Raw genomic sequence first — 19,716 nt, 5'->3', positions numbered from 1 at the left:
TTCAGTCCCCGCAACCAATTTTATCATAAATCAATTACCGTCCCGGTCTAACCGGGGCGGTTTTGCGCTTTAAAGGCCAGGGATCTCTCAGCGGCGCCGGCTCTCCGCCCTCACCAACGTTGCAGGTCTCTCATAGGACCGTTTCCGGGTTGGCAGTTCTCAGACAGGTTCTGATGGAGGCCGCCGTTCAGCCTTCTTCGAGGTTGGAGTGCGAGAGACCATGGTCCAAAGCGGTCCACCCGGCCGGATCTGGCCCGCGGACGAGCGCCTCCATTCACCGGTGGCGATAACAGTCAACCCTCGATGAAGTTGAAAACTATTATCCCGGGTGGCGGCGTGCCCGCCACCACCCAGGTTGCTTCAACTCCTGATGTCGATGCGCTTGACCTGCGACTGGGCCTTTTCGCTCTTCGGCAGGGTGACGGTCAGCACGCCGTTCCTGAAGCGCGCCTCCACCTCGTCTTCCTTGACTTCGTAGCCAACCGGGATGTGGCGTTCGAAGCGGCCATAGTACCGTTCGGAGAACTGCCTATCCTTGTCATCCGTCTCGGAGCGCTTCTCGCCTCGCAGCGTCAGCACGCCGTCGTCGAGCAGAACCTCGATGTCTTTCTGTTCGAGGCCCGGCACTTCGGCCATTACCTTGATCTCCTTCTCACCGTTGGAGATTTCGACGCTCGGCCAAGCAGCGCCGAGGGCGGAAACACCGCCAAAAGACGGCAACCGGCTGTCGACGCCGCGAAAAACATCGTCGAACAGGCGGTTCACCTCACGATGCAGCGACAGGAACGGATCGCGCTCGCTGTCGCGGAACATGCTTGGAACCTGGTTGCCGTTGCTTCGGCCCCAGGGAATCAGATCACGGACGCTCATGGTTTCCTCCTTTCTGTTCACCGGCTTGCAAAGCTTCCTGCCGTGCCGGGCAATGTACCCGGCACGTTGCGCGGATGCCCTGAGGGGCGGCTCCTCAGGCGGCTTGCTTCTCGGCTTCGATCTTCTTCATTGCGCCTTTGGTCGCCTTGTCGGCCGCGATCTCGATCCGGCGCGGTTTCATCTCTTCGGGAATCTCACGCTTCAGATCGATCGTCAGCAGGCCATTGACCAGGCTGGCGCCGACGACTTTGACATGATCGGCAAGCTCGAAGCGGCGCTGGAATGCGCGACCGGCGATGCCGCGATGCAGGTATTCACCCTTGTCCTCCCCGGCTTTCTGGCCTGAGACCATGAGCATGTTGTGCTCCTGGGTGATGGCCAGTTCGTCCTGCGCGAAGCCTGCCACCGCCATGGTGATGCGGTAATCGTCTTCCGCGGTCTTGGCGATATCGTAGGGTGGCCAATTGTCGACGGTGTCGATCCGGCTCGCCGTTTCGAGCGCATTCAGCATTCGATCGAACCCGATGCTCGACCGGAACAGCGGACTGAAGTCAAAATTGGTTCTCATAGCTACATCCTCCGTTGAGCAACATAGATACGAGGCGCGCCAAGGAAGCGGCGCCCCTTGACTTGCCGGTCTCTCAAGCACCGGCAAAATCGATCTGGGAATTCAACGCCGGGACGTCAAGACCCGCCCCGAAGCCGCATTCAAAGGTCTTCGCATGCATGCGGAAGGCGGCCGCACGACGACCGCCTTTGGCGGAGCCGGTTTTCAATGGATCGCAATGATCCCGTCGACGGCCCGCCATTCCGATGGCCTGATCAACCGATGATGGGCAACGCGGACAGAATGCAAGGCTCCAGCAAGCTCGCGTTCCCAAAAATCCAAAAAAACCCTCAGCGCGGGGAAATCCGGGGCGAGATCGTACTCCTGCCAGACATAGAGCTGCAGCAGGCTGGGATGGTCCGGTAAATGATAATGGATTTCGGCAGTGGTCAGGCCGTAGCCATTCATCTGCAAGCGGAATTCCCTGCTGACCGCGTTTGCCATCGCCTTCGGCCTCACGCGCTTAGCCGCTCGACCAGTTGACGCTGGTCATCATCGGCAGGGCCGCGTGGCGGCGGGGCGGTTGCATCGAGCCGGCGCAGCGCATCCATGATCTCGTCGAAGGAGACCGGTCGCTCGGTGCCCGGCGGCTGGCGTAGGGCCGGCATCGATTCCACGGCGCAGGCGTCGGACGCCCAGGACGAAAGGATCGCCCGCTTTTCCCAGAGGTCGAGCGAGTCGTCCTCCAACACATCTCGCGGGTGTTGAAAATGGCTGGCCGGGGACAGCAGCCAATCGAGCGAAAGGTCTAATCTTTCGGGAGCAAGGGAAGGGATGATCGGCGAGAGCGTCTGTCGGTCCATTTCTGTCCTCCGTCTCCAAAAACTCCTTGGTTCGGGTTCCAAATTTCTCAGCGGTCCCGGCGCTGCCGGGCGCCGATAATTTTGTTCAGCTCAATCGCGAATTCAAGCCTTTCCTTTGTCGCGCGATGGGATTTATCGCATTGTTTTCAGCACGCTAGCACTCGGCGATCGAGAGTGCGAAAATTTTTTCGACACCCCCTTGAAAGTAGAAGAAGGCAAAATTAGCTCCACATGCGCGCGACGCCGAAAGGGTCGCGCGCCCCTCTCCGGACTTCCGGTCCGGAGCGGAGGAACCTCTCGCAATCTGTTTGTCCTGAAGGAGAACGATATGACGTTCCGTCCATTGCATGACCGCGTGCTCGTCCGCCGAATCGAGGCCGAAGAGAAGACGGCCGGAGGCATCATCATCCCCGACACCGCCAAGGAAAAGCCGCAGGAAGGCGAAGTCATCGCCGTCGGCCCGGGCGCCCGCGACGAGAGCGGCAAGCTCGTGGCCCTCGACGTGAAGGTCGGCGACCGCATCCTCTTCGGCAAGTGGTCCGGCACCGAGATCAAGCTCAACGGCGAGGATCTGCTCATCATGAAGGAAAGCGACGTGATGGGCGTGATGGAGCAAGCCGCGACGCTGAAGAAAGCCGCCTGACCGGGGCTTCGATCGGAACCGCAAACCAGTCAATGAAAACTGCCTAAAAGGAGTGATCCAATGGCTGCCAAGGAAGTCAAATTCCATTCCGATGCCCGCGAGCGCATGCTGCGCGGTGTCAACATCCTCGCCGACGCGGTGAAGGTCACCCTCGGCCCCAAGGGCCGCAACGTCGTCATCGACAAGTCGTTCGGCGCCCCGCGCATCACCAAGGACGGCGTCACCGTCGCCAAGGAGATCGAGCTCGAGGACAAGTTCGAGAATATGGGCGCCCAGATGGTCCGCGAAGTCGCATCGAAGACCAACGACCTCGCCGGCGACGGCACCACGACGGCCACCGTGCTTGCGCAATCGATCGTCCGCGAAGGCGCCAAGGCCGTCGCCTCGGGCATGAACCCGATGGATCTGAAACGCGGCATCGACAAAGCGGTGGATGCGGTCGTCGTCGAACTCAAGACCAACGCCCGCAAGATCACCAGAAACGACGAGATCGCACAGGTCGGCACCATCTCGGCCAATGGCGATGCCGAGATCGGCCGCTTTCTGGCCGAGGCCATGGAAAAGGTCGGCAACGAAGGCGTCATCACCGTCGAGGAAGCCAAGACCGCCGAGACCGAGCTGGAAGTCGTCGAAGGCATGCAGTTCGACCGCGGCTATCTCTCACCCTACTTCATCACCAACCAGGACAAGATGCGCGTCGAGCTCGACGAGCCCTATGTGCTGATCCACGAGAAGAAGCTCGGCAACCTGCAGGCGCTGCTTCCCGTGCTGGAGGCCGTGGTCCAATCGGGCAAGCCGCTGCTGATCATCGCCGAGGATGTCGAGGGCGAGGCTCTGGCCACGCTGGTGGTCAACAAGCTGCGCGGCGGGCTGAAGGTCGCCGCCGTCAAGGCTCCGGGCTTCGGCGACCGCCGCAAGGCTATGCTGGAGGACATCGCCATCCTCACCGGCGGCACGGCCATCAGCGAGGATCTCGGCATCAAGCTGGAGAACGTCACGCTGGAGATGCTCGGCCGCGCCAAGAAGGTCGCGATCGAGAAGGAGAACACCACCATCGTCGACGGCGCCGGCAAGAAGGATGAGATCCAGGGCCGCGTCACGCAGATCAAGGCGCAGATCGAGGAGACCACCTCCGACTATGATCGCGAGAAGCTGCAGGAGCGGCTGGCCAAGCTCGCCGGCGGTGTCGCGGTGATCCGCGTCGGCGGCGCGACGGAAGTCGAGGTCAAGGAGAAGAAGGACCGTGTCGACGATGCGCTGCACGCCACGCGCGCCGCGGTCGAGGAAGGCATCCTGCCCGGCGGCGGCGTCGCCCTGCTCAGGGCGGCCAAGGCGCTCGAGGCGGTTGCTGTCGATAATCCCGACCAGAGATACGGCGTCGATATCGTGCGGCGCGCGATCGAGGCCCCGGCGCGCCAGATTGCCGAGAATGCCGGATCGGAAGGCTCGATCATCGTCGGCAAGCTGCGCGAGAAGACGGACTTCGCCTATGGCTGGAACGCCCAGACCGGCGAATATGGCGACCTCTACAAGCAAGGTGTGATCGACCCCGCTAAGGTCGTGCGCACCGCCCTGCAGGATGCGGCCTCGGTCGCCGGTCTACTCGTCACCACCGAGGCGATGGTGGCCGAAAAGCCGAAGAAGGAAACCGCGCCGGCCGTGCCGGCCGGCGCCGGCATGGACTTCTGAGATAGAGATGGGAGCCCGCTCCCGGCTACGGGAGCGGGCGTTTCACCGAAACTTGGGAGGCCCTCATGAACATGATGAGCGCAGATGGCTCGATTCCCGCGCCGACGCATTCGGCAAGCGAATTCCTCGCCTATGAAGCCGAATGCCGGAGCACGCTGAAGCCGCTATTGGCAAGCCTGCTCGATGCGGCTGAATCCGCCGGATGGAACCGGCGGACCGTCGCCTCGACGCTGATGTTCCTTGCCGCGCAGCAGGTGTCGGCCAACGAAACATCCGCGCGAAGCTGAGCGAGATCGGTCCCGCCCCTCGCGGGCGGGGTCGACGCTATGGCCCAACGCTGATTCACGAAGCCGCTGCCTTGGCTACCGCCATCGTCAAGACGGTCGACAAGCTTACATGGCCCCTGCCGCACAGCGCAGAAGGTGGCCCAAAAGACCGGGCTAACAGAAGGCGTATTTGACCGCTAATTGACGGCTTTGCCTAGCATGACGCTAGGTGCCTGAAAGGGCACGCCCAAGGGGAATCGAAACCCTGTTACCGCGCCGTGAAGCGTTATCCGCTCCCCGACAACGGGCTCACCACTAGCGCCGCTGCGTTCGTGGTGGCGGCTTTGGAACCGGCCTGACCTGCATCCCAACATCGCCACTCCCTATCGCAAGCGGGTCGAGCAGCTCACGCAAGCGCTCGCCGACCACGATGACGGGCGTCCAGCCGCCGAGGCGTTGCGCTCGTTGATCGGAGAGATCTTGTTCGCGCCCGGCGACAAGCGCGGCGAGGTGCATACGGAGCTACGCTGTTCAGTATCCTCGAACTCGCCAAATGACCAGTCCGACGATGTTATGACAAAAGGGGGTCCCCGCAACCAATTCTATCATAAATCAATAACCGTCCCGGTCTAACCGGGGCGGTTTTTGCGTCCCCAGGAACGTAGCGCCACTTACGCTGGCGTAAGCGCGATATCGCAGAACCGCGATTTTGTCCCTTGCGATCTAGTCCTGATTTGGAGTTTCGTTCTGACCGATTGCTGTGCTGGCTACCGCGATCCGCGGGTGGCCGCGGACGAGACGGTTAGGATAAGTTGGCGGATGCATCGACCCATGGGGATCTTCGTCGTCTTCCGCACGCTCCTTTTCGATCCCGCAACGTAGGCAGCTGTTTGGGACGTTGACCGGTTGTTGAAATTGGGTATGTGGCGCACCCTAGCATCCGACTTGGACGCGGCGATCCAATTCGTTGGTACTTTGTGATCGCGGAGCTCCCTCAGCCGGATAGAAATCTGGGTGCATTCTGGAGAGTGGCAGCATCCGCGGTTGCTGACCCGCTTCATCCCAATCGGATCGGAATGCGTGCTTCGAGACGACCGAAAGCCCATACGATCAGGCCGGTGAGGATCATGTATATAAGAGCCAGCAATAGTAGCGGCTCGTATATGATAAACGTGTCCTGACGAACACGCAGCGCTACGGCGTAAAGATCCAGCACTGTTATAGTCGCGACGAGCGGCGTCGATTTCAGCTGCAGTACGGTCTCTCCCGCCAATGTTGGCAGAGCCTTGTGGATCGCCTGAGGCAACCAGACGCGGCGAAACACCTTCCAGCGGCTCATCCCGAATGCCCGAGCCGCCTCGATCTGCCCACCCGGCACTCCAGCAAAGGCGCCACGCATCACCTCGCCTTCGTAGCCCGCGAAAGACAGGGTAAGCGCGAGCACCGCATAGGGCCATGCCTGGCGGACGAGCGGCCAGAGGAAGGATTCGCGGATTTCCGGAAATTGTGGGAAGAGCGTGCCGAGCCCGTAGTAAAGCAGCCAGAGCTGCAGAAGCAGCGGTGTGCCGCGGATCACGGTGCAGAACGCTTTGGATGGAACGCTGAGCCAGAGTGGCCCCATAACCTGGGCAAATCCAAGCGGAACAGCCAGAGCGAAGCCTAGAACGCAGGTCACGACCAAGATCCAGATCGTTTGCCATAAGCCGGAGATGGCAAGGGGATAGTAATCGGCGAGCCAGTCCCACCGCATGAAGACACCCGCGGCGACGACCAGGCTCGCTGCGATCGCGGCCAATGCGATGCGATGCGGCTCGAACCAGGCAGTTGTAATGAAGCGGTCCGTCGACAGGGTTGGTGCGTAAGTCATCAACGCCTCTCCGTCATGCCCGGCTGGCCGCGCCTTGCCCGGTTCTCGATCCGACTGATTAAGAAATTGGAGACCACGCTCAGCGTCAGATAAAGCACGCCGGCAGCCATGAAAAAGGTGAAGTATGCCTTCGTCGCCCCTGCGGCCTGGCGCGTTTCCAGCGTCAGCTCGCCGAAACCGACGACGGCCAGAAGCGCGGTGTTCTTCGCCGCGACCAGCCAAAGGTTCGCCAGGCCCGGTATTGCGAAAGGCAGCATCGTGGGCACCGTGATGCGCCGCGTCAGCATGATGGAGCTCATGCCGAAGGCTCTCCCGGCTTCGATCTGCCCCTGTGGCACCGCGAGAACCGCGCCACGCAGGACTTCCGTCGCATATGCCCCTTGCACGAAACCGAGCGCGATGACGCCGGCAACCGGCCCGCTGATGTCGATCGGTCCGTATCCGGCAGCCTCCATAAGCCGATTGATAAGATCCGTGCCGGCGAAATAGATCAGGAGGATCAGCACCAGCTCAGGCACCGCGCGAATGAGGGTCGTGTAGATGTTCAGCAGATCACGGGTAACGCGACCGCCATAGAGTTTGCCGCCGGCGCCAGCGGCGCCGACGACCAGTCCAAGGGCAAACGCGCCGCCACCGATCTCTATGGAACGGACAAATCCGCGAAGCAGATTTCCGCCCCAGCCCGGCGGGCTGAGCGCAAGCAGATCAAAAAGCCCTGGCTGCGAAAGCGGTAAGGGAATATACGCGGTCAAGAGCGAATGCCTCCGTGGCGCCTCTCGGATCGAAATTGCCGGTTCAACTCAATCGCCGTAGATGTCAAAGCCGAAATACTTCCTGGAAATTTCGCCGTATTTCCCGTTGGCGCGGATTGCCTTGATCGCTGCGTCGATCTTTTCCTTGATCTCGTCATCTCCCTTGCGCAGCCCGGCGCCGACGCCTCGCGCCATGATGTCGGGATCATTGGCGACCGAGCCCTTGATCTCGCAGCAGGCCTTTCCCTGATCGCTTTTGAGGAATTCGCCGATGGTAATCCTGCTTGCCAGGATGGCGTCCAGGCGGCCCGCCACAAGGTCTTGATCAGCCTCGTCCTCTGTCTGGTACGTCTTGATCTCGGTTGCGCTGTCGCGGAAATGCTTGGCTGCGTAGACCTGGGCATTTGTGGACACCTGAACGCCGAGGATTTTGCCCTTGAGGCCGTCGGCTGTGGGCTCCATGGCGATCCCCTTCGGACCGGCCACGGTATATCCGCTGTCGCTATAGTACTTGTCGGAGAAATCGATCGTCTTCTTGCGTTCCTTGGTGATAGACATCGAGCTCATAATCACGTCGATCTTCTTCGACGTAAGGGACGGAATGATGCCGTCCCAGGCAACCGGGGTCAAAACGCAATCAAATTTCGCTTCGGCGCAGACGGCATCGATGATCTCGATCTCCCAGCCGACCCATTTTCCCGATGGATCCAGGGACGAGAAGGGCGGGTATGGCTCGGCGCTGATGCCAACCCTTACCTGCTCGGCTTGCGCTGTCAGGATCGATAGGCCCAGGACGGCTGTCGCCACTGCTGCCTTGAACAGTACTTTCATGATTATTTTTCCCCTTGTTTTCCGATAATTTCGTCGTTCTGTCCGCTAGCCTACCCGACGGATGAATTGCTGAAGCCGCTCCGATCGCGGCGACCCGAAAATGGCCTCAGGCGGCCCTTCTTCCTCGAGGCGCCCCTCATGGAGAAAGACCACGTGTGTGGCGACGTCGCGGGCGAATTTCATCTCGTGCGTCACAAGGATCATCGTCCGGCCTTCCCGCGCCAGGTCGCCGATGACACCAAGTACCTCGCCGACGAGTTCAGGATCGAGCGCCGATGTCGGCTCATCGAAAAGCATGACTCGGGGTTGGACCGCGAGCGCGCGGGCGATGGCGCCCCGCTGCTGCTGCCCTCCAGACAGGAATGCCGGATATGTGTCGCGCTTTTCCAGCAGGCCCACCCTGGAGAGCAATTTCTCCGCCTCGGCGATGGCCCGTTCCCTCTTGAGCCCAAGCACGTGAACGGGCACTTCGATGACGTTTTCGATCAAGGTCATGTGGCTCCACAGATTGAAGCTCTGAAAGACCATTCCAAGCCTGGAGCGGATGCGCTCGATCTGCTTGCGGTCGGCGGGGACGGTGTTGCCGTAGCCGTCAGCCCTTAGCCGTATCTCCTCACCATTCACCCTGATGATGCCGCTGGTAGGGTTTTCCAGGCAGTTGATGCAGCGCAGCAATGTCGACTTGCCGGAGCCGCTCCCGCCGATCACCGCCACCACGTCGCCGTCGCGCGCGGACAGCGAAACCCCCTTCAGCACCTGCAGCGTACCGAAGTTCTTGTGGAGGTTTTCGACATGGATCGCTTCCGCCGCCACCTCTCTCGCTGCAGGGGAAGTTTCACTTGCCGGCCTGGTCATTGGATTTCCATGATCGATGGTTGGGGGAGACGATCCCGAGGGCGTTCTCGACGAGCTCCTGCGGAGCTGGATCTCAGACATAGACGCGCGGAACATGATCCCGGAGCTGGGCGTAGAGCCCTATCAGATCGGTATCCCAACAGGCCGCGACCTCGTCGTGTGTGATCGCCTTGTCGCCTTGTCGCCCGAGCAGCAGCACCTGATCGCCGAACCTGGCGTCGGGGATTTCCGTCAGGTCGATGCGCAGATGCTCCAGATGAACCGGAGGAATGAGTCGCGCGCGCTGACCGCGCACCAATGCCGGCGTTCCCGCCGCAAGATGCCGCGGGATCCCGTCTCCCCATCCCATGCCAAGCACGCCTATGGTCATCCCCTGACGAAAGCCGGGCAGATCCGGCGCCGGACCGAGGGAAGCATCGACCTGCTTGATCGAGACCAGGCTTGCGCAAATTGCCTTGAGCGCTGGCCGCAGCATAACGGATCGCACGCCCTGATCCGTCTCGGAGAGGCCGACGAACAGGGCGCCGGGGTCGACGGCGTCGAAATCCATCGCGGGCCATCGCAGGACCCCAGCCGTGCTCGCCATCATCGCGACGGGCGGGCGCGTCCCCGACGCATCTGCCTCTTGGAGAATTCGCTCCAGTCGGGAGATCTGGTCGCTCTCCTGCGCAGGCGAAGAGGCGGGCAGTTCGCTGAGATGCGCATAGAGCCCATGGATCTCGACATCGTCGTACGCGTGAGCGGCCGCGAGTATCTCGCCCACTGCCTTTGGCGTCGCGCCGGCCCTATGGAAGCCGAGATCCACCTTGACGAAAATTCTCGTGGCGCCCATGACGGCGCGCCACTGCTTGAGTTCGTCGATGCTGGAGACGGTCACAGTGAGGTGCAACGCCTCGATTGTCTCGGCCGATGCCGGCAACGGCCCGGGGTAGAGCAGGATCGGGGTCTCGACCCCCGCTCGCCGGATCGCGATGGCATCCGGGAGCGCGGCGACGGCAAAGCCATCAGCGCCCTCCGCGGCGAGCGCCCGAGCGACGGGCCCCGCCCCGCATCCGTAGGCATTGCGCTTCAGGCACGCGAAAATCTTCACCGCCGGCGCAAGATGGGCGCGCAACTGGCGATAATTGTGCCGCATTGCGCCGAGGTCTATCTCATACCAGCTTGCCCGCGAAATGAGTGCCTCCCGGTACAAGCCGGGCACGTCCGAAGGGGTAGGATCAATCAATATCTGGTCACCGAATTGCATGCCGGAAACGATGGAAAGAATTTCAAAAACCGTCAATTTATTAAGTTTTTTCGACACCCTATTAGCTCTGCTGATATAGTGGATGAGGAAGGCCTACACGGTCGAGCCGGTTGAGGAGATGGCAATGATGGATGCAGCTTCAGACCGGAAGAAACCCGGGTTCAGGTCGGCGGAGATCTTCCGAGAAATCATTAGGACCGGCTCGACCAGGCGCGCCGCTCGGGAACTCGGCATCACCCAATCGGCGGTGAGCCAGTATCTGAAGCTGTTCGAGGAAGCTGTCGGGGAGAGCCTGTTCGTCAGGGATCGTCGCGGTCTTATCCCCACGACGCGCGCCATTGAGATCTACAATCGCGTCGATCGATACGTCACGACCTTGAAAAGCATCGAGCGGGAAATATCGGAGTCGTTCCGGACCGATCTGAACAGCCTGACGATCGCCGCACCTCATATTTGCGCGTTCAGGATTGTCCCCGAGATCATAAAGGTGCTCGATAACCTGGATCCCACGACGGAGTTTCATTTCAAGGCGCTGAGATACGACCAGATCATGCAAAGCATGATGACGGGAGAGGCCGATATTGGGATCTCGCGCCTGCCGTTGGACGAGCGCTTTTTCGAGTGGCAGGCAATCGCCGAAAGCTTCAGCGTCTGCGTCGTTCATCCCGGCCATCCGCTGGCGCAGAAAGATATCATCACAGTGGACGACATCGCCAGCGAGCCGCTCATCGTGCTGGAAAGGGACTACACCTCGAACAAGCTGGGCTTGGCCTCATATGGGCACAGGGAGTTCCCGCTGAAGCCGAAGGTCCATTCCGATACGATCGGTCTTGACGCTTCGTTCGTGGCGCACGGCATAGGCGTTGCAATCGATAACGAGTTCATTGCGCGCCAGTACGACATGTTCGACTTAAGGATTATCCCCTTTCAACCTGCGGCCAAATACCAGTACGTGGTGTTCTGGCGACGGGAGAGTGGCAGGTTTTCGCGACAGTCGCACATCGTCCAGACAATCGTGGATGTGGTCAGCCGATCGACGGAGCGCTGGCAAAACGCAGCGAGGACGGATGCCCGCTAGCTGGAGCAGGGCGGATTGAAGCGCGATCCGTCATCGGCTTCAGCGCTTTGAAGCGTGACCTGCCCGAAAGGTTCTGAAGCTTTGCACATCCTCAAGTGCTCTCCGCAAGACGCCAATATAAGGCCAACCTCAGGCCGGAATTAACCGGGAAATTGTAGCTCGCCAGGCGAGACTTCGGGTGGCATCGGGCAGACATAGGGGCGCCCACCGGTGCGCTCGTTCAATTCCGCCCTGGCCTGCGGAAGGAGAGCCGGATCGCGGATGCAATCGGCCGCAGTGCTTGCCATGGCTTTCGCCGCCAGCAACATCCCCTTGTGAGCTGCCGGGAGATTTCCTTGCGTGACGAGTTGCCAGGTGTGGAACTGCGTTCCAATGGCGAAGCAGGCCGTGTTGCACTGAACGGTCGGCACGATCCAACTCACGTCGCCGACATCGGTGCTGCCCATCACCAGGCCCTCGCTCGCGGGCATGGGCAGCAGCCCGTCATGCAGCGCTTGCGCGGCTAGGGAGGGATCGTAAGTGCAAACGCTTGCCATCATGTCGTCTTCGGTCAGCGCGGCCTTCCGGAGCCTCCCGGCAAAGGCATGGTCCATCTCGTCAAAGTCCGGCCCACCCAGATGCTGCATGTTTTCATGCATGGCCTCCTGCAGCACCGTGTTGGGAAGAACGTTGGAGTTCGCGTCCACGACCCGCATCTCGACCGTGGTTTCGGTCATCAGCGCCGCACCCTCGGCGATCCTCCTGACGCGCTCGAACAGCCGCTCGGCCTGTCGCAGATGCGCCGAGCGCACCAGATACAGGCTCTCGGCATTTGCCTGCACCACGTTCGGCGCATCGCCGCCCGCGTCCACGATGGCATAGTGCACACGCGCGTCGGACGGCATGTGCTCGCGCATGTAGTTCACGCCCACATTCATCAACTCCACCGCATCGAGCGCACTGCGCCCCAGGTGGGGAGAGATTGCCGCATGGGACGCGGCGCCGGTAAACCGGAACCGAGCCTGGATACAGGCAAGAGATGAAGCCGTCTGCACGATGTTGACCACATTGGGATGCCAGCAGAACGCGGCATCAAGATCGTCAAACAGGCCAGCCCGCGCCATGAAGGTCTTGCCCGATCCATTTTCCTCGGCGGGGCATCCATAGTAGCGCACCCTGCCGGCAATGCCTTCCGTCGCGAGCGCTTCCTTCAAGGCGGCGGCCGCGAGCGCGGATCCGGAACCGAGCAGGTTGTGCCCGCAACCATGCCCTGGCGCTCCCCTGCCTGAAGGCTTGCGCTCGGTTTGCCCCGACATCTGACCAAGGCCCGGCAGCGCATCGAATTCTCCCAAGAAGCCAATGACAGGTCCGCCACTTCCGAACTCGGCCATGAAGGCCGTCTGCATGCCCGCGACGCCCTTTCGAATGTGGAAGCCCTCGCGCTCCAGCAAGGCGATCTGTTCGCTCGCCGCGCCATGCTCCTCGAATGCCAATTCGGGCGCGGCCCATATGCGGTCGCTGAGCGAACAATAGTCGTAGCGCCTGGCGTCGACGCGCCGGCCGATCTCGTCGAGGCTCAGGAGATCGTTTCGCATGGGTCTTCCTCCTTTGGCGCCTCGTCCTGACGCGCGTCTTTGAGTGTATGCACAGGCCGTCCGCGACGTTGGCGGTCCGCGCGAGTGGAGGTGACCGGTCTGTGGACGCGCTATCCGGCGCTGGCAGCGGCGCCGCGACGATTGTCCTCGGGCAAGACGACCCGACCGTCGGGCGTGATCTCCAAGCCATGCCTGCGCGAGCGCCGGGAAAGATCTTCGAGCATGGCTCGAGCCAACGGCCTCGAGGCTGGAACAGGGAAAATCCGTTCGTGATAATTGCCGGCCTGAAGCATCCTTTCGTCCCCGAGCACGATCGGCATTAGATCGATGGAGCGCAATTCGTCGTCATGAAAGCCGCAGGTCGCGACGACACTTTGCCAGATGTCGGGAGAGCTCCATTCGTTCTCACCCTCCGGCAAGTGAAACAGGAAGTTTCCCAATCCGTAAAAGATCGGGACTCCCCGGTAGACTTCGATCGCCTGCAGGACGGGCGCGCCATGGCTTGCAAACGCTCTGGCGCCTGCATCAACACACGATCGCGCGAAGAGCTGGACCCAGTCGGGAACCTCGCTCCAGTCCGGCTCCCAGTGATGATGATGAAGATAGGCGATGACAAACGCCCCTTGCGACGCGGCTTCCCGGATCGTCGCCAGCTGTCGACGCAGGCTGGTCTCGTCGATGATCAACCGTCGACAGTCCTGTGGGGCGCGGCGAAACACCGTTCCGTAGAAGTCGATCTCATCGGGCGATGTCAGGGCGCGCGGATCGTCGGGCTGGGCATAGACGGTGCGCTCTCTTTCGTTGCTCGCGAATGTTTCCTGGATAGCGCGCAAATGTCCGAACTTTTCACTGCTCACTTCGAACCGCCGGGACACTTCGAGCCCGTTCACCCCCGGCCGGGCGGGACGATCGGCGGCTGAGTCGCACGCATACATGATGGCTGGTCCGGGCCCCGCGTCCATAGCCACGAGCGCGACCTTCCTCCCGCCGATTTTCTTCACGCCGGCTTTGCTTGCGGCAGCCGCGTCAGCGCCGATTCCTGCGTGCAGGAAGCCCCGCTCGCGCACTTCTTCAAGCGTTGACAGCACTCCGGAAGGTCCCAGGTCGAACGCGTGATTGTTGGAGAGAGCCAGAGCGTCGAAGCCTAAGTCCTTCAGGCTATCCAGCACAACAGGCTGCGAGCACCCGAAATACGAGCCTTTGAGCGGCCATCCGCCGTGACGGCCGAAAATCGTTGTCTCCAGGTTGGTAAATGCGACATCGGCGCTCCGGATCAGGTCCCTGACGGCGCGAAAGCCGTTATCCGATATGTGCCGCACATCGTGGTGAATGAGAGACTGTCCGGTCAAGGCGAGGGTGAATGGCAAAGGCATGGCTCGACGTTAGAACTCCATAAGGCTCAGCTTGGCGATCGGAATACGATCCGTGCCATCAGCGGAAATGCTCGCTGTTCGAGAATCCGTCAATTTATTAGGTTTTTATGGTCAGGTATTAATTCTACTGATCAGGATTGAATCGCCGCGCTCTCCACTCATCTTCGAGCCACCCCGCGAGTGTCGGAACGGGTATCATTGATCACCACAGGCCTATCGCCAACTACGCGATTGCCGATCTGCTTGCCGACAGCCCGCAGGCTGACGCAGGTGACGAGGAGCCGGAGGAAAGGGTAGGTGAGACGGCTGCAGCGCCTAGCCTGTCCACGATCGCTGAAATGATGCCTGGGCGCATGATCGGGTGGCGCAGCTCGCCGGCATGCAGACCGAAGCGATCAAGCTCGATCTCAAGATTGAGTCCGGAGAGCGAAGCGCGGTGGACGGACGATTTGAACCGGCATCATGGGCTCTACGAACGCATAGTCGATGCCAAGAGAGAGAAAGGCAAAATCCTGTCCCCGCAACCAATTTTATCATAAATCAATTACCGTCCCGGTCTAACCGGGGCGGTTTTGCGTTTGGAAGGGCACGCAATGTCGTCGTTGATGAGCAGCCGGACCCAAAGAGCCAGCACCCGTGCCGCTCATTGCGAATTGGACGGCCTTGGTCTTTCCGATGACGACGCAGCCGGCGGCGGCGAGGCTGTGCATGAAACCGCCCGGGGCGCCGATCAGGTCCGAGACATCGACATCCGAGCCGGCCGTTGTCGTCATTCCTTCAATGGCGATGATGTCCTTGACCGCGACGGGAACACCCATCAGGGGCCCGAAATCAACGCCGCGGGCGAGTGCTTCGTCGACGGCTTTGGCGGCTTGCAACGCGGCTGAGGCCGCCACGTGTTCATGGGTTTGCAACTGGCGATCGAGGACGGCGATCCGCGCCAGGTAGGCTTCGGTCGCGGCAACCGCCGTCGTCTCGCCGGCCCGCAGCCGGCGCCTGAAGCTACGAATGCCACCGGGATCGAGTGGGTCGGCCGGAATGGTCATTGGAATTCAGCCTCCTGCAATCACACGCCCGCAATCATGTCCAAAAAGCCCTCGGGGAATGCACTAAGTTCTAGCTTGGCACCGCGCGATGCTCGAGGCGCAGCACGACGTCTAGGGAGCGGCTGGTCGCTGGGTAGGGGCGACTCGGCCGGCTTGCGCCAGCGCTATAATCTGCGCCAGTGCTTTTTCGACCGTGCTGCTGTGGCTGTGCTCTGGAATTAGTCCCGACAGGGTCGCTGCCAGTGCTGGGCCGCCGCTGGTCGCGTTCTCCAGCCAACGTGCGAGGAAATCGACTTGCAGCCGCTCCGCCGTCAGCTCCGCCTTTTTGATCTGGGCGCGCAGCTGTTCCTTCGCATTGTCTGCAATATCCTCGCGTGCCGGCTTCAATGTACGGCGAAGCGCGCGCAGCGGAAGCACCACGTCTTGACGCCAGCTTGACATTCCGGCCCGCATCGCTGCGATCTCACCGTTTGAAAGGGACTTGCCCAAAGCTATGTCGGCATAGACGAGCATCAGCATCTCCACCACGTCCAGACCTGCCTCGTCCTGCAGGACGAGGCAGGCTTCGGAAACACCCACGCGCCCATAGAAATCGACCAGGAACGCCCATGCGGCGTCCGCGGGGGAGGACTGTTCGTTCAAGTCAATCCTCCTCGTATTGGCTCGCTAGTTCACCGATCGACACGGGTTTCAGGGGCGGGCGGACACGGTAATACCCCGTTGCGTCGGGAGTCTGGCCGGTTTCGCGCGCGATGATGGCGCTGACCGTGGGACCGCACATACGGCCCTGGCAAGGACCCATGCCGCAACGCAGGAACGCCTTAACTTGGTTTGGGCCGAGACAGCCCCGCCGGACGACGTCGCGAATGGCCCGGGCACGGATCGCCTCGCAACGACATACGACCACCTCGTCCGCCGGAACGAGCATTTCGTCGCGCGGACGATAGAGCCGGTCGAGGAAAGGCCTGATCGTCAGGTGGGCGTCAAGGGCCTGCTGTGCGACGGCCTTTCGGCTTGCAAATTCGGTATCGGAAATCTTGTCGAGACGCTTGAGGATCGCAAGCGCGCACAACGCGCCGGTATGGGCGCTTGCCATCGCGCCCACGATGCCGCCGCCGTCGCCGGCGATGAAGACGCCCAGAATGGAGGTTTCCCGCATCGAGTCGAGGATCGGGAGGAAGCACTGTTGCTCTTCATTCCATCGATGGGCGCAGCCGATGGATCTGGCTATCTGCTGGCTCGGTATCACGCCCTCGTGCAGGGCAACCAGATCGAGGTCGATGCGCATGGTGTGCGTTCCGGCCCGGAAGCTGGCGGCGACAGCGCGCTCGGCGCCCTCGATGCGGAGGTTGGAAACGCCGCGGTGGATTTTCACGCCGCGCCGGCGCAATGCGGCCATCAGGCTGAAGCCCTTGCGAAGGTAACCCGGACCGTGGCCGAAAACGGCTTTCGGCAGGTGCCGCAGCGCTGGAATAAGATTGGCGCGCTCGGCTGTGTCGAGAAGCACGAGGTCGGAAACGCCGGCTTCAAGGCACTGGGCCGCGAACAGATAAAAGAGCGGACCGCAGCCGGCTAGCACGAGGCGCCCGCAAGGGCGAAGCCCCGCATCCTTGAGCATGATCTGCAAGGCTCCGACCGTCATGACGCCGGGTAGTGTCCAGCCAGGCACCGGAACCGGCCGCTCCATCGCGCCAGAGGCAATGACGAGGGTCCTTGCCTGCAACCGCTCGACCTTGCCGTCGGCCTTCGTCCAGACCGTGCCGTCAGCATCGATGCGCCAGGCGCTCGTGCTGAAGCGCAATTCCGCCGCGCTGGCGCGCATCCTGGCCACCAGCGCGGCGCCGTCTGCATAGTCAGAGCCAAGCACCGCGGAAAGGCTCGCATTGTCAGAATTGCGTTCGACGGCGCGGTAGATCTGTCCGCCAGGCGCGGGCTGTTCGTCGATGACGAGCGTGCGGGCGCCGCCTTCGGACAATGTCGCGGCCGCCGTCATTCCGGCAGGTCCGGCTCCGATCACGATAGCGTCCCGCAGGCTGCTCATCGGAGCGTCCTCGCGCCGTGCTGGCGCTTGATGATCATCCCCGGGCAGGCCCTCGTCAGGCAGGACTGCTGGTTCTGCCTGCCGTCGATTTCGACCAGGCACTCGAAGCACACGCCCATCATGCAATAGGGCGCGCGCGGGCTTTGGTCGACAGGGGTTTCTCTCAAGGGTGAGACACCGGCCGCCAGCAACGCCGCGGCGACACTGTCGCCGGACCGGAAAGGGACCGGCGAGCCCTCGAAGTCGAGGACGTTGCCGCCCGAAAGCGATGCGGAACCGGGTTCAACCCTGGTGAACATCGAACCTGCCGCTTGTGAAACTTGAAACATGTTCGGGTAACTGGCCTTTCGCCAGTGACGGGCCGATTTCCAGCGCATGCACACTCGCGAGGGTAACGCCGCTGTGGCAAGTGACGGCAAAGGCGCCCGGAAAACGAGCGGATTCCTCGTAGATGGGACGGCCGTCAGGTGTCATGACGCGCAATGATCCCCAACTGCGCACCACCGTGGCCTCGGCCAGCGCGGGAAAGACACGGGCAGCAGTCCTGCAAAGCGCGGCCGCGGTAGGCACGTCTGTCTCGTCGTCGAAACCTCGGTCTTCATGGCTGCTGCCAAGCAGGACCGTGCCCTCGACCGATTGCCGGATGCAGTTGGTGGCAAAGGGCAGGAATGGCTTAATTCGCTCGGTGACGACAATCTGCCCCCGCTCGGGCTTCACCGGCATTGAAAGCCCCACATGTCTGGCGAGGTTGGCCGCGCCCAGACCAGCAGCCAGGGCGATGCGCCTGCCGGCAACGCCGCCGGTCGGGCTGACTGCCTTGAACCCGTCCCCTTCCTTGGCGATGTGCTCGACCCGGAAACCCGGGCGGTAGCGGCCGCCGGCGTCCTGAAACCCTTGTTGCAGCGCGCGTAGCAAATACAGCGGATTGACGTGGCCATCGAGCGAGGAAAACGAAGCGCCAACCACCTCATCGCCGATACCGGGCAGCAGAGCCCGCAAGTCGGCGCGGTCGAGGATGGAGATGTCGATGTCGCCGCCATCGGCCTGTGTGCGGGCGATGACGTCGCGGCGCTTGTCCAGTTCCGCCTCGCTAAAACAGAATTGCAGCCCGCCCGGTTGCCGCCAACCGATGTCGAAGGAAACGGCGTTGCTCAACCTGGCGGCAAATCCCGGCCACATGCGCCCCGCGTGCAGTGACAACTGCATATAGGGTGGGGTGCCGACGCCCTTTCCCTGCAGCCAGACAAGGCCGAAATTGCCACGAGCGGCGCGATGGGCCTGGTCGCCTTCATCAAGCAGGACGACGTTGGCTCCGGCAGTCTGCGCGCCCCATGCAAGGGCCGCCCCGACGAGGCCGCCACCCACGACGATGAGGTCAAACGGCTCCATCGCGCTGTACTTCAGGAGGTTTTCGGGTGGAAACCGCGAGGCCTCAAGCCTGCGTGAAGCCACTCGATTAGCGACACGACATCGTAGACAGGCACGCCAAAGGTCTTCTCGATTGCCTGCGAATAGGGAGGAAGATTGGCGCATTCGCTGACCAGGGCGCCTATCGACGGCGTTTCGGCGAGCATGCGCTCCACAGTCTCGAGGGCGTCGCGTTCCTGTGCCGCGTGGGAGACCCTGGGGACGTTGTTGCGCATATTGGCGCGGATCGGCCCGTCAACGGCGAGCTCACCAAGCGGAAGGCCGACGGGAGCCCCGATATTTATGAAATGCCTGTCGGTGATGGCCTTGCGGTCCGAAACGATGACGCCGACGGTCTTGTCCGCCGGCAATGTCTGCAGCACGAGCGGAATCTGCATCAGACTGGATGAGGCAACCGGCACCGTGCTGTGGGCGCGCAATTGCGGATGCACCGCCGCCAGGAAGCCGCAACTGGTGGCGACGCCGTCGACACCCAATTCGGTGAGCCGGTCTATCGCGTCGTAGAAAGCCGGCAAGACCTTTTCTGGGGCGCCCTCGATCACATCCTGGGGGCGCACTCCGGTGACAACATGATACTGTACCGGGAAACGCCAAGTCAGGGCATTGGCGACATCACCGGGAAGGCGCTCGAACCCGGTGTCGAGCACGATGATGCCAATATGGGCGCCGTGGACCGGGCGGTGGCGGCGTGGGCAATCAGCGGTTTGCTCGACATTTATGACAGGCTGCATGGGTAAGGGCCCAGTT

The 19,716-nt window shown here is 61.8% G+C and carries 21 protein-coding genes; 4 read left to right on the top strand and 17 right to left on the bottom strand.

What is annotated here, in order from left to right:
- Positions 1 to 360: 360 nt before the first annotated feature.
- The 4 genes from FJ471_RS08540 to FJ471_RS08525 all read right to left on the bottom strand — a co-directional run bounded on the left by FJ471_RS08540 (position 361) and on the right by FJ471_RS08525 (position 2,280).
- Positions 361 to 870: an Hsp20/alpha crystallin family protein gene (locus tag FJ471_RS08540; protein ID WP_140802730.1), complete on the bottom strand. Its 510-nt coding sequence runs from the start codon at positions 868 to 870 to the stop codon at positions 361 to 363.
- Between the two features lie 94 nt (positions 871 to 964).
- Entirely contained in the window at positions 965 to 1,438 is a 474-nt protein-coding gene (locus tag FJ471_RS08535; RefSeq protein ID WP_140802729.1) for an Hsp20 family protein, read from the bottom strand.
- A gap of 204 nt (positions 1,439 to 1,642) precedes the next feature.
- Positions 1,643 to 1,921: an usg protein gene (locus FJ471_RS08530; protein ID WP_140802728.1), complete on the bottom strand. Its 279-nt coding sequence runs from the start codon at positions 1,919 to 1,921 to the stop codon at positions 1,643 to 1,645.
- An 11-nt stretch (positions 1,922 to 1,932) separates the two neighbouring features.
- Positions 1,933 to 2,280, bottom strand: coding sequence for a hypothetical protein (locus tag FJ471_RS08525; protein WP_246684654.1), 348 nt, complete (start codon positions 2,278 to 2,280; stop codon positions 1,933 to 1,935).
- A gap of 328 nt (positions 2,281 to 2,608) precedes the next feature.
- Here FJ471_RS08525 and groES point away from each other — a divergent pair, with 328 nt between their 5' ends.
- The 3 genes from groES to FJ471_RS08510 all read left to right on the top strand — a co-directional run bounded on the left by groES (position 2,609) and on the right by FJ471_RS08510 (position 4,899).
- Positions 2,609 to 2,923 (top strand): co-chaperone GroES, encoded by a 315-nt coding sequence (gene groES, locus FJ471_RS08520; RefSeq protein ID WP_140802727.1) that lies wholly within the window; start codon positions 2,609 to 2,611, stop codon positions 2,921 to 2,923.
- Positions 2,924 to 2,983: 60 nt separating this feature from the next.
- Positions 2,984 to 4,612 (top strand): chaperonin GroEL, encoded by a 1,629-nt coding sequence (gene groL, locus FJ471_RS08515; protein ID WP_140802726.1) that lies wholly within the window; start codon positions 2,984 to 2,986, stop codon positions 4,610 to 4,612.
- Between the two features lie 65 nt (positions 4,613 to 4,677).
- On the top strand, positions 4,678 to 4,899 hold the full coding sequence (locus tag FJ471_RS08510) for a hypothetical protein (protein ID WP_140802725.1): 222 nt from the start codon (positions 4,678 to 4,680) through the stop codon (positions 4,897 to 4,899).
- A gap of 1,036 nt (positions 4,900 to 5,935) precedes the next feature.
- Here the strand turns inward: FJ471_RS08510 and FJ471_RS08495 are convergent.
- The 5 genes from FJ471_RS08495 to alr form a co-directional block, all read right to left on the bottom strand.
- Positions 5,936 to 6,745 (bottom strand): ABC transporter permease, encoded by an 810-nt coding sequence (locus tag FJ471_RS08495; protein WP_140802723.1) that lies wholly within the window; start codon positions 6,743 to 6,745, stop codon positions 5,936 to 5,938.
- Positions 6,745 to 7,497 carry an ABC transporter permease gene (locus FJ471_RS08490; RefSeq protein WP_140802722.1) on the bottom strand — a complete coding sequence of 251 codons (753 nt, stop codon included), beginning with the start codon at positions 7,495 to 7,497 and terminating at the stop codon, positions 6,745 to 6,747. The genes FJ471_RS08495 and FJ471_RS08490 overlap by 1 nt, the downstream gene beginning before the upstream one ends.
- Before the next feature lie 48 nt (positions 7,498 to 7,545).
- Positions 7,546 to 8,328 (bottom strand): transporter substrate-binding domain-containing protein, encoded by a 783-nt coding sequence (locus FJ471_RS08485; RefSeq protein WP_140802721.1) that lies wholly within the window; start codon positions 8,326 to 8,328, stop codon positions 7,546 to 7,548.
- Positions 8,329 to 8,373: 45 nt separating this feature from the next.
- Positions 8,374 to 9,183: an ABC transporter ATP-binding protein gene (locus tag FJ471_RS08480; protein WP_140802741.1), complete on the bottom strand. Its 810-nt coding sequence runs from the start codon at positions 9,181 to 9,183 to the stop codon at positions 8,374 to 8,376.
- 73 nt (positions 9,184 to 9,256) lie between these two features.
- The gene (gene alr, locus FJ471_RS08475) at positions 9,257 to 10,486 is read right to left on the bottom strand and encodes an alanine racemase (protein ID WP_246684653.1); all 1,230 of its coding nucleotides are present in this window, start codon (positions 10,484 to 10,486) and stop codon (positions 9,257 to 9,259) included.
- 25 nt (positions 10,487 to 10,511) lie between these two features.
- Here alr and FJ471_RS08470 point away from each other — a divergent pair, with 25 nt between their 5' ends.
- A complete protein-coding gene (locus tag FJ471_RS08470; protein ID WP_246684652.1) occupies positions 10,512 to 11,507 on the top strand; it encodes a LysR family transcriptional regulator in 996 nt (331 codons plus the stop codon).
- Positions 11,508 to 11,647: 140 nt separating this feature from the next.
- Here FJ471_RS08470 and FJ471_RS08465 read toward each other — a convergent pair whose 3' ends face one another.
- The 8 genes from FJ471_RS08465 to FJ471_RS08430 form a co-directional block, all read right to left on the bottom strand.
- Positions 11,648 to 13,081 carry an amidohydrolase gene (locus FJ471_RS08465; RefSeq protein WP_140802720.1) on the bottom strand — a complete coding sequence of 478 codons (1,434 nt, stop codon included), beginning with the start codon at positions 13,079 to 13,081 and terminating at the stop codon, positions 11,648 to 11,650.
- A 110-nt stretch (positions 13,082 to 13,191) separates the two neighbouring features.
- Complete coding sequence (locus FJ471_RS08460; protein WP_140802719.1) at positions 13,192 to 14,454, bottom strand: CapA family protein; 1,263 nt, start codon at positions 14,452 to 14,454, stop codon at positions 13,192 to 13,194.
- Positions 14,455 to 15,011: 557 nt separating this feature from the next.
- Positions 15,012 to 15,500: an amidase family protein gene (locus FJ471_RS08455; RefSeq protein ID WP_140802718.1), complete on the bottom strand. Its 489-nt coding sequence runs from the start codon at positions 15,498 to 15,500 to the stop codon at positions 15,012 to 15,014.
- Positions 15,501 to 15,611: 111 nt separating this feature from the next.
- On the bottom strand, positions 15,612 to 16,142 hold the full coding sequence (locus FJ471_RS08450) for a TIGR02444 family protein (RefSeq protein ID WP_181179249.1): 531 nt from the start codon (positions 16,140 to 16,142) through the stop codon (positions 15,612 to 15,614).
- 1 nt (position 16,143) lies between these two features.
- Positions 16,144 to 17,541 carry an FAD/NAD(P)-binding oxidoreductase gene (locus FJ471_RS08445; protein WP_140802716.1) on the bottom strand — a complete coding sequence of 466 codons (1,398 nt, stop codon included), beginning with the start codon at positions 17,539 to 17,541 and terminating at the stop codon, positions 16,144 to 16,146.
- On the bottom strand, positions 17,538 to 17,840 hold the full coding sequence (locus tag FJ471_RS08440) for a (2Fe-2S)-binding protein (RefSeq protein WP_140802715.1): 303 nt from the start codon (positions 17,838 to 17,840) through the stop codon (positions 17,538 to 17,540). The genes FJ471_RS08445 and FJ471_RS08440 overlap by 4 nt, the downstream gene beginning before the upstream one ends.
- Entirely contained in the window at positions 17,824 to 18,930 is a 1,107-nt protein-coding gene (locus tag FJ471_RS08435) for an FAD-dependent oxidoreductase (protein ID WP_140802714.1), read from the bottom strand. The genes FJ471_RS08440 and FJ471_RS08435 overlap by 17 nt, the downstream gene beginning before the upstream one ends.
- Positions 18,931 to 18,941: 11 nt before the next feature.
- Positions 18,942 to 19,700: an aspartate/glutamate racemase family protein gene (locus tag FJ471_RS08430; RefSeq protein WP_140802713.1), complete on the bottom strand. Its 759-nt coding sequence runs from the start codon at positions 19,698 to 19,700 to the stop codon at positions 18,942 to 18,944.
- Between the last annotated feature and the right edge of the window lie 16 nt (positions 19,701 to 19,716).

Source organism: Mesorhizobium sp. B2-7-1 (assembly GCF_006440735.1).
In the GTDB taxonomy this organism is placed as follows: Bacteria; Pseudomonadota; Alphaproteobacteria; order Rhizobiales; family Rhizobiaceae; genus Mesorhizobium.
Note: the sequence above shows the minus strand (reverse complement) of the source record. Positions and strands in the feature narration are given on the sequence as shown.

Coding starts and splice junctions, on each gene's coding strand:
- FJ471_RS08540 (WP_140802730.1), bottom strand. CDS start 870: ATGAGCGTCCGTGATCTGATTCCCTGGGGCCGAAGCAACGGCAACCAG.
- FJ471_RS08535 (WP_140802729.1), bottom strand. CDS start 1,438: ATGAGAACCAATTTTGACTTCAGTCCGCTGTTCCGGTCGAGCATCGGG.
- FJ471_RS08530 (WP_140802728.1), bottom strand. CDS start 1,921: ATGGCAAACGCGGTCAGCAGGGAATTCCGCTTGCAGATGAATGGCTAC.
- FJ471_RS08525 (WP_246684654.1), bottom strand. CDS start 2,280: ATGGACCGACAGACGCTCTCGCCGATCATCCCTTCCCTTGCTCCCGAA.
- groES (WP_140802727.1), top strand. CDS start 2,609: ATGACGTTCCGTCCATTGCATGACCGCGTGCTCGTCCGCCGAATCGAG.
- groL (WP_140802726.1), top strand. CDS start 2,984: ATGGCTGCCAAGGAAGTCAAATTCCATTCCGATGCCCGCGAGCGCATG.
- FJ471_RS08510 (WP_140802725.1), top strand. CDS start 4,678: ATGAACATGATGAGCGCAGATGGCTCGATTCCCGCGCCGACGCATTCG.
- FJ471_RS08495 (WP_140802723.1), bottom strand. CDS start 6,745: ATGACTTACGCACCAACCCTGTCGACGGACCGCTTCATTACAACTGCC.
- FJ471_RS08485 (WP_140802721.1), bottom strand. CDS start 8,328: ATGAAAGTACTGTTCAAGGCAGCAGTGGCGACAGCCGTCCTGGGCCTA.
- FJ471_RS08480 (WP_140802741.1), bottom strand. CDS start 9,183: ATGACCAGGCCGGCAAGTGAAACTTCCCCTGCAGCGAGAGAGGTGGCG.
- FJ471_RS08470 (WP_246684652.1), top strand. CDS start 10,512: ATGAGGAAGGCCTACACGGTCGAGCCGGTTGAGGAGATGGCAATGATG.
- FJ471_RS08465 (WP_140802720.1), bottom strand. CDS start 13,081: ATGCGAAACGATCTCCTGAGCCTCGACGAGATCGGCCGGCGCGTCGAC.
- FJ471_RS08460 (WP_140802719.1), bottom strand. CDS start 14,454: ATGCCTTTGCCATTCACCCTCGCCTTGACCGGACAGTCTCTCATTCAC.
- FJ471_RS08455 (WP_140802718.1), bottom strand. CDS start 15,500: ATGACCATTCCGGCCGACCCACTCGATCCCGGTGGCATTCGTAGCTTC.
- FJ471_RS08445 (WP_140802716.1), bottom strand. CDS start 17,541: ATGAGCAGCCTGCGGGACGCTATCGTGATCGGAGCCGGACCTGCCGGA.
- FJ471_RS08440 (WP_140802715.1), bottom strand. CDS start 17,840: ATGTTCACCAGGGTTGAACCCGGTTCCGCATCGCTTTCGGGCGGCAAC.
- FJ471_RS08435 (WP_140802714.1), bottom strand. CDS start 18,930: ATGGAGCCGTTTGACCTCATCGTCGTGGGTGGCGGCCTCGTCGGGGCG.
- FJ471_RS08430 (WP_140802713.1), bottom strand. CDS start 19,700: ATGCAGCCTGTCATAAATGTCGAGCAAACCGCTGATTGCCCACGCCGC.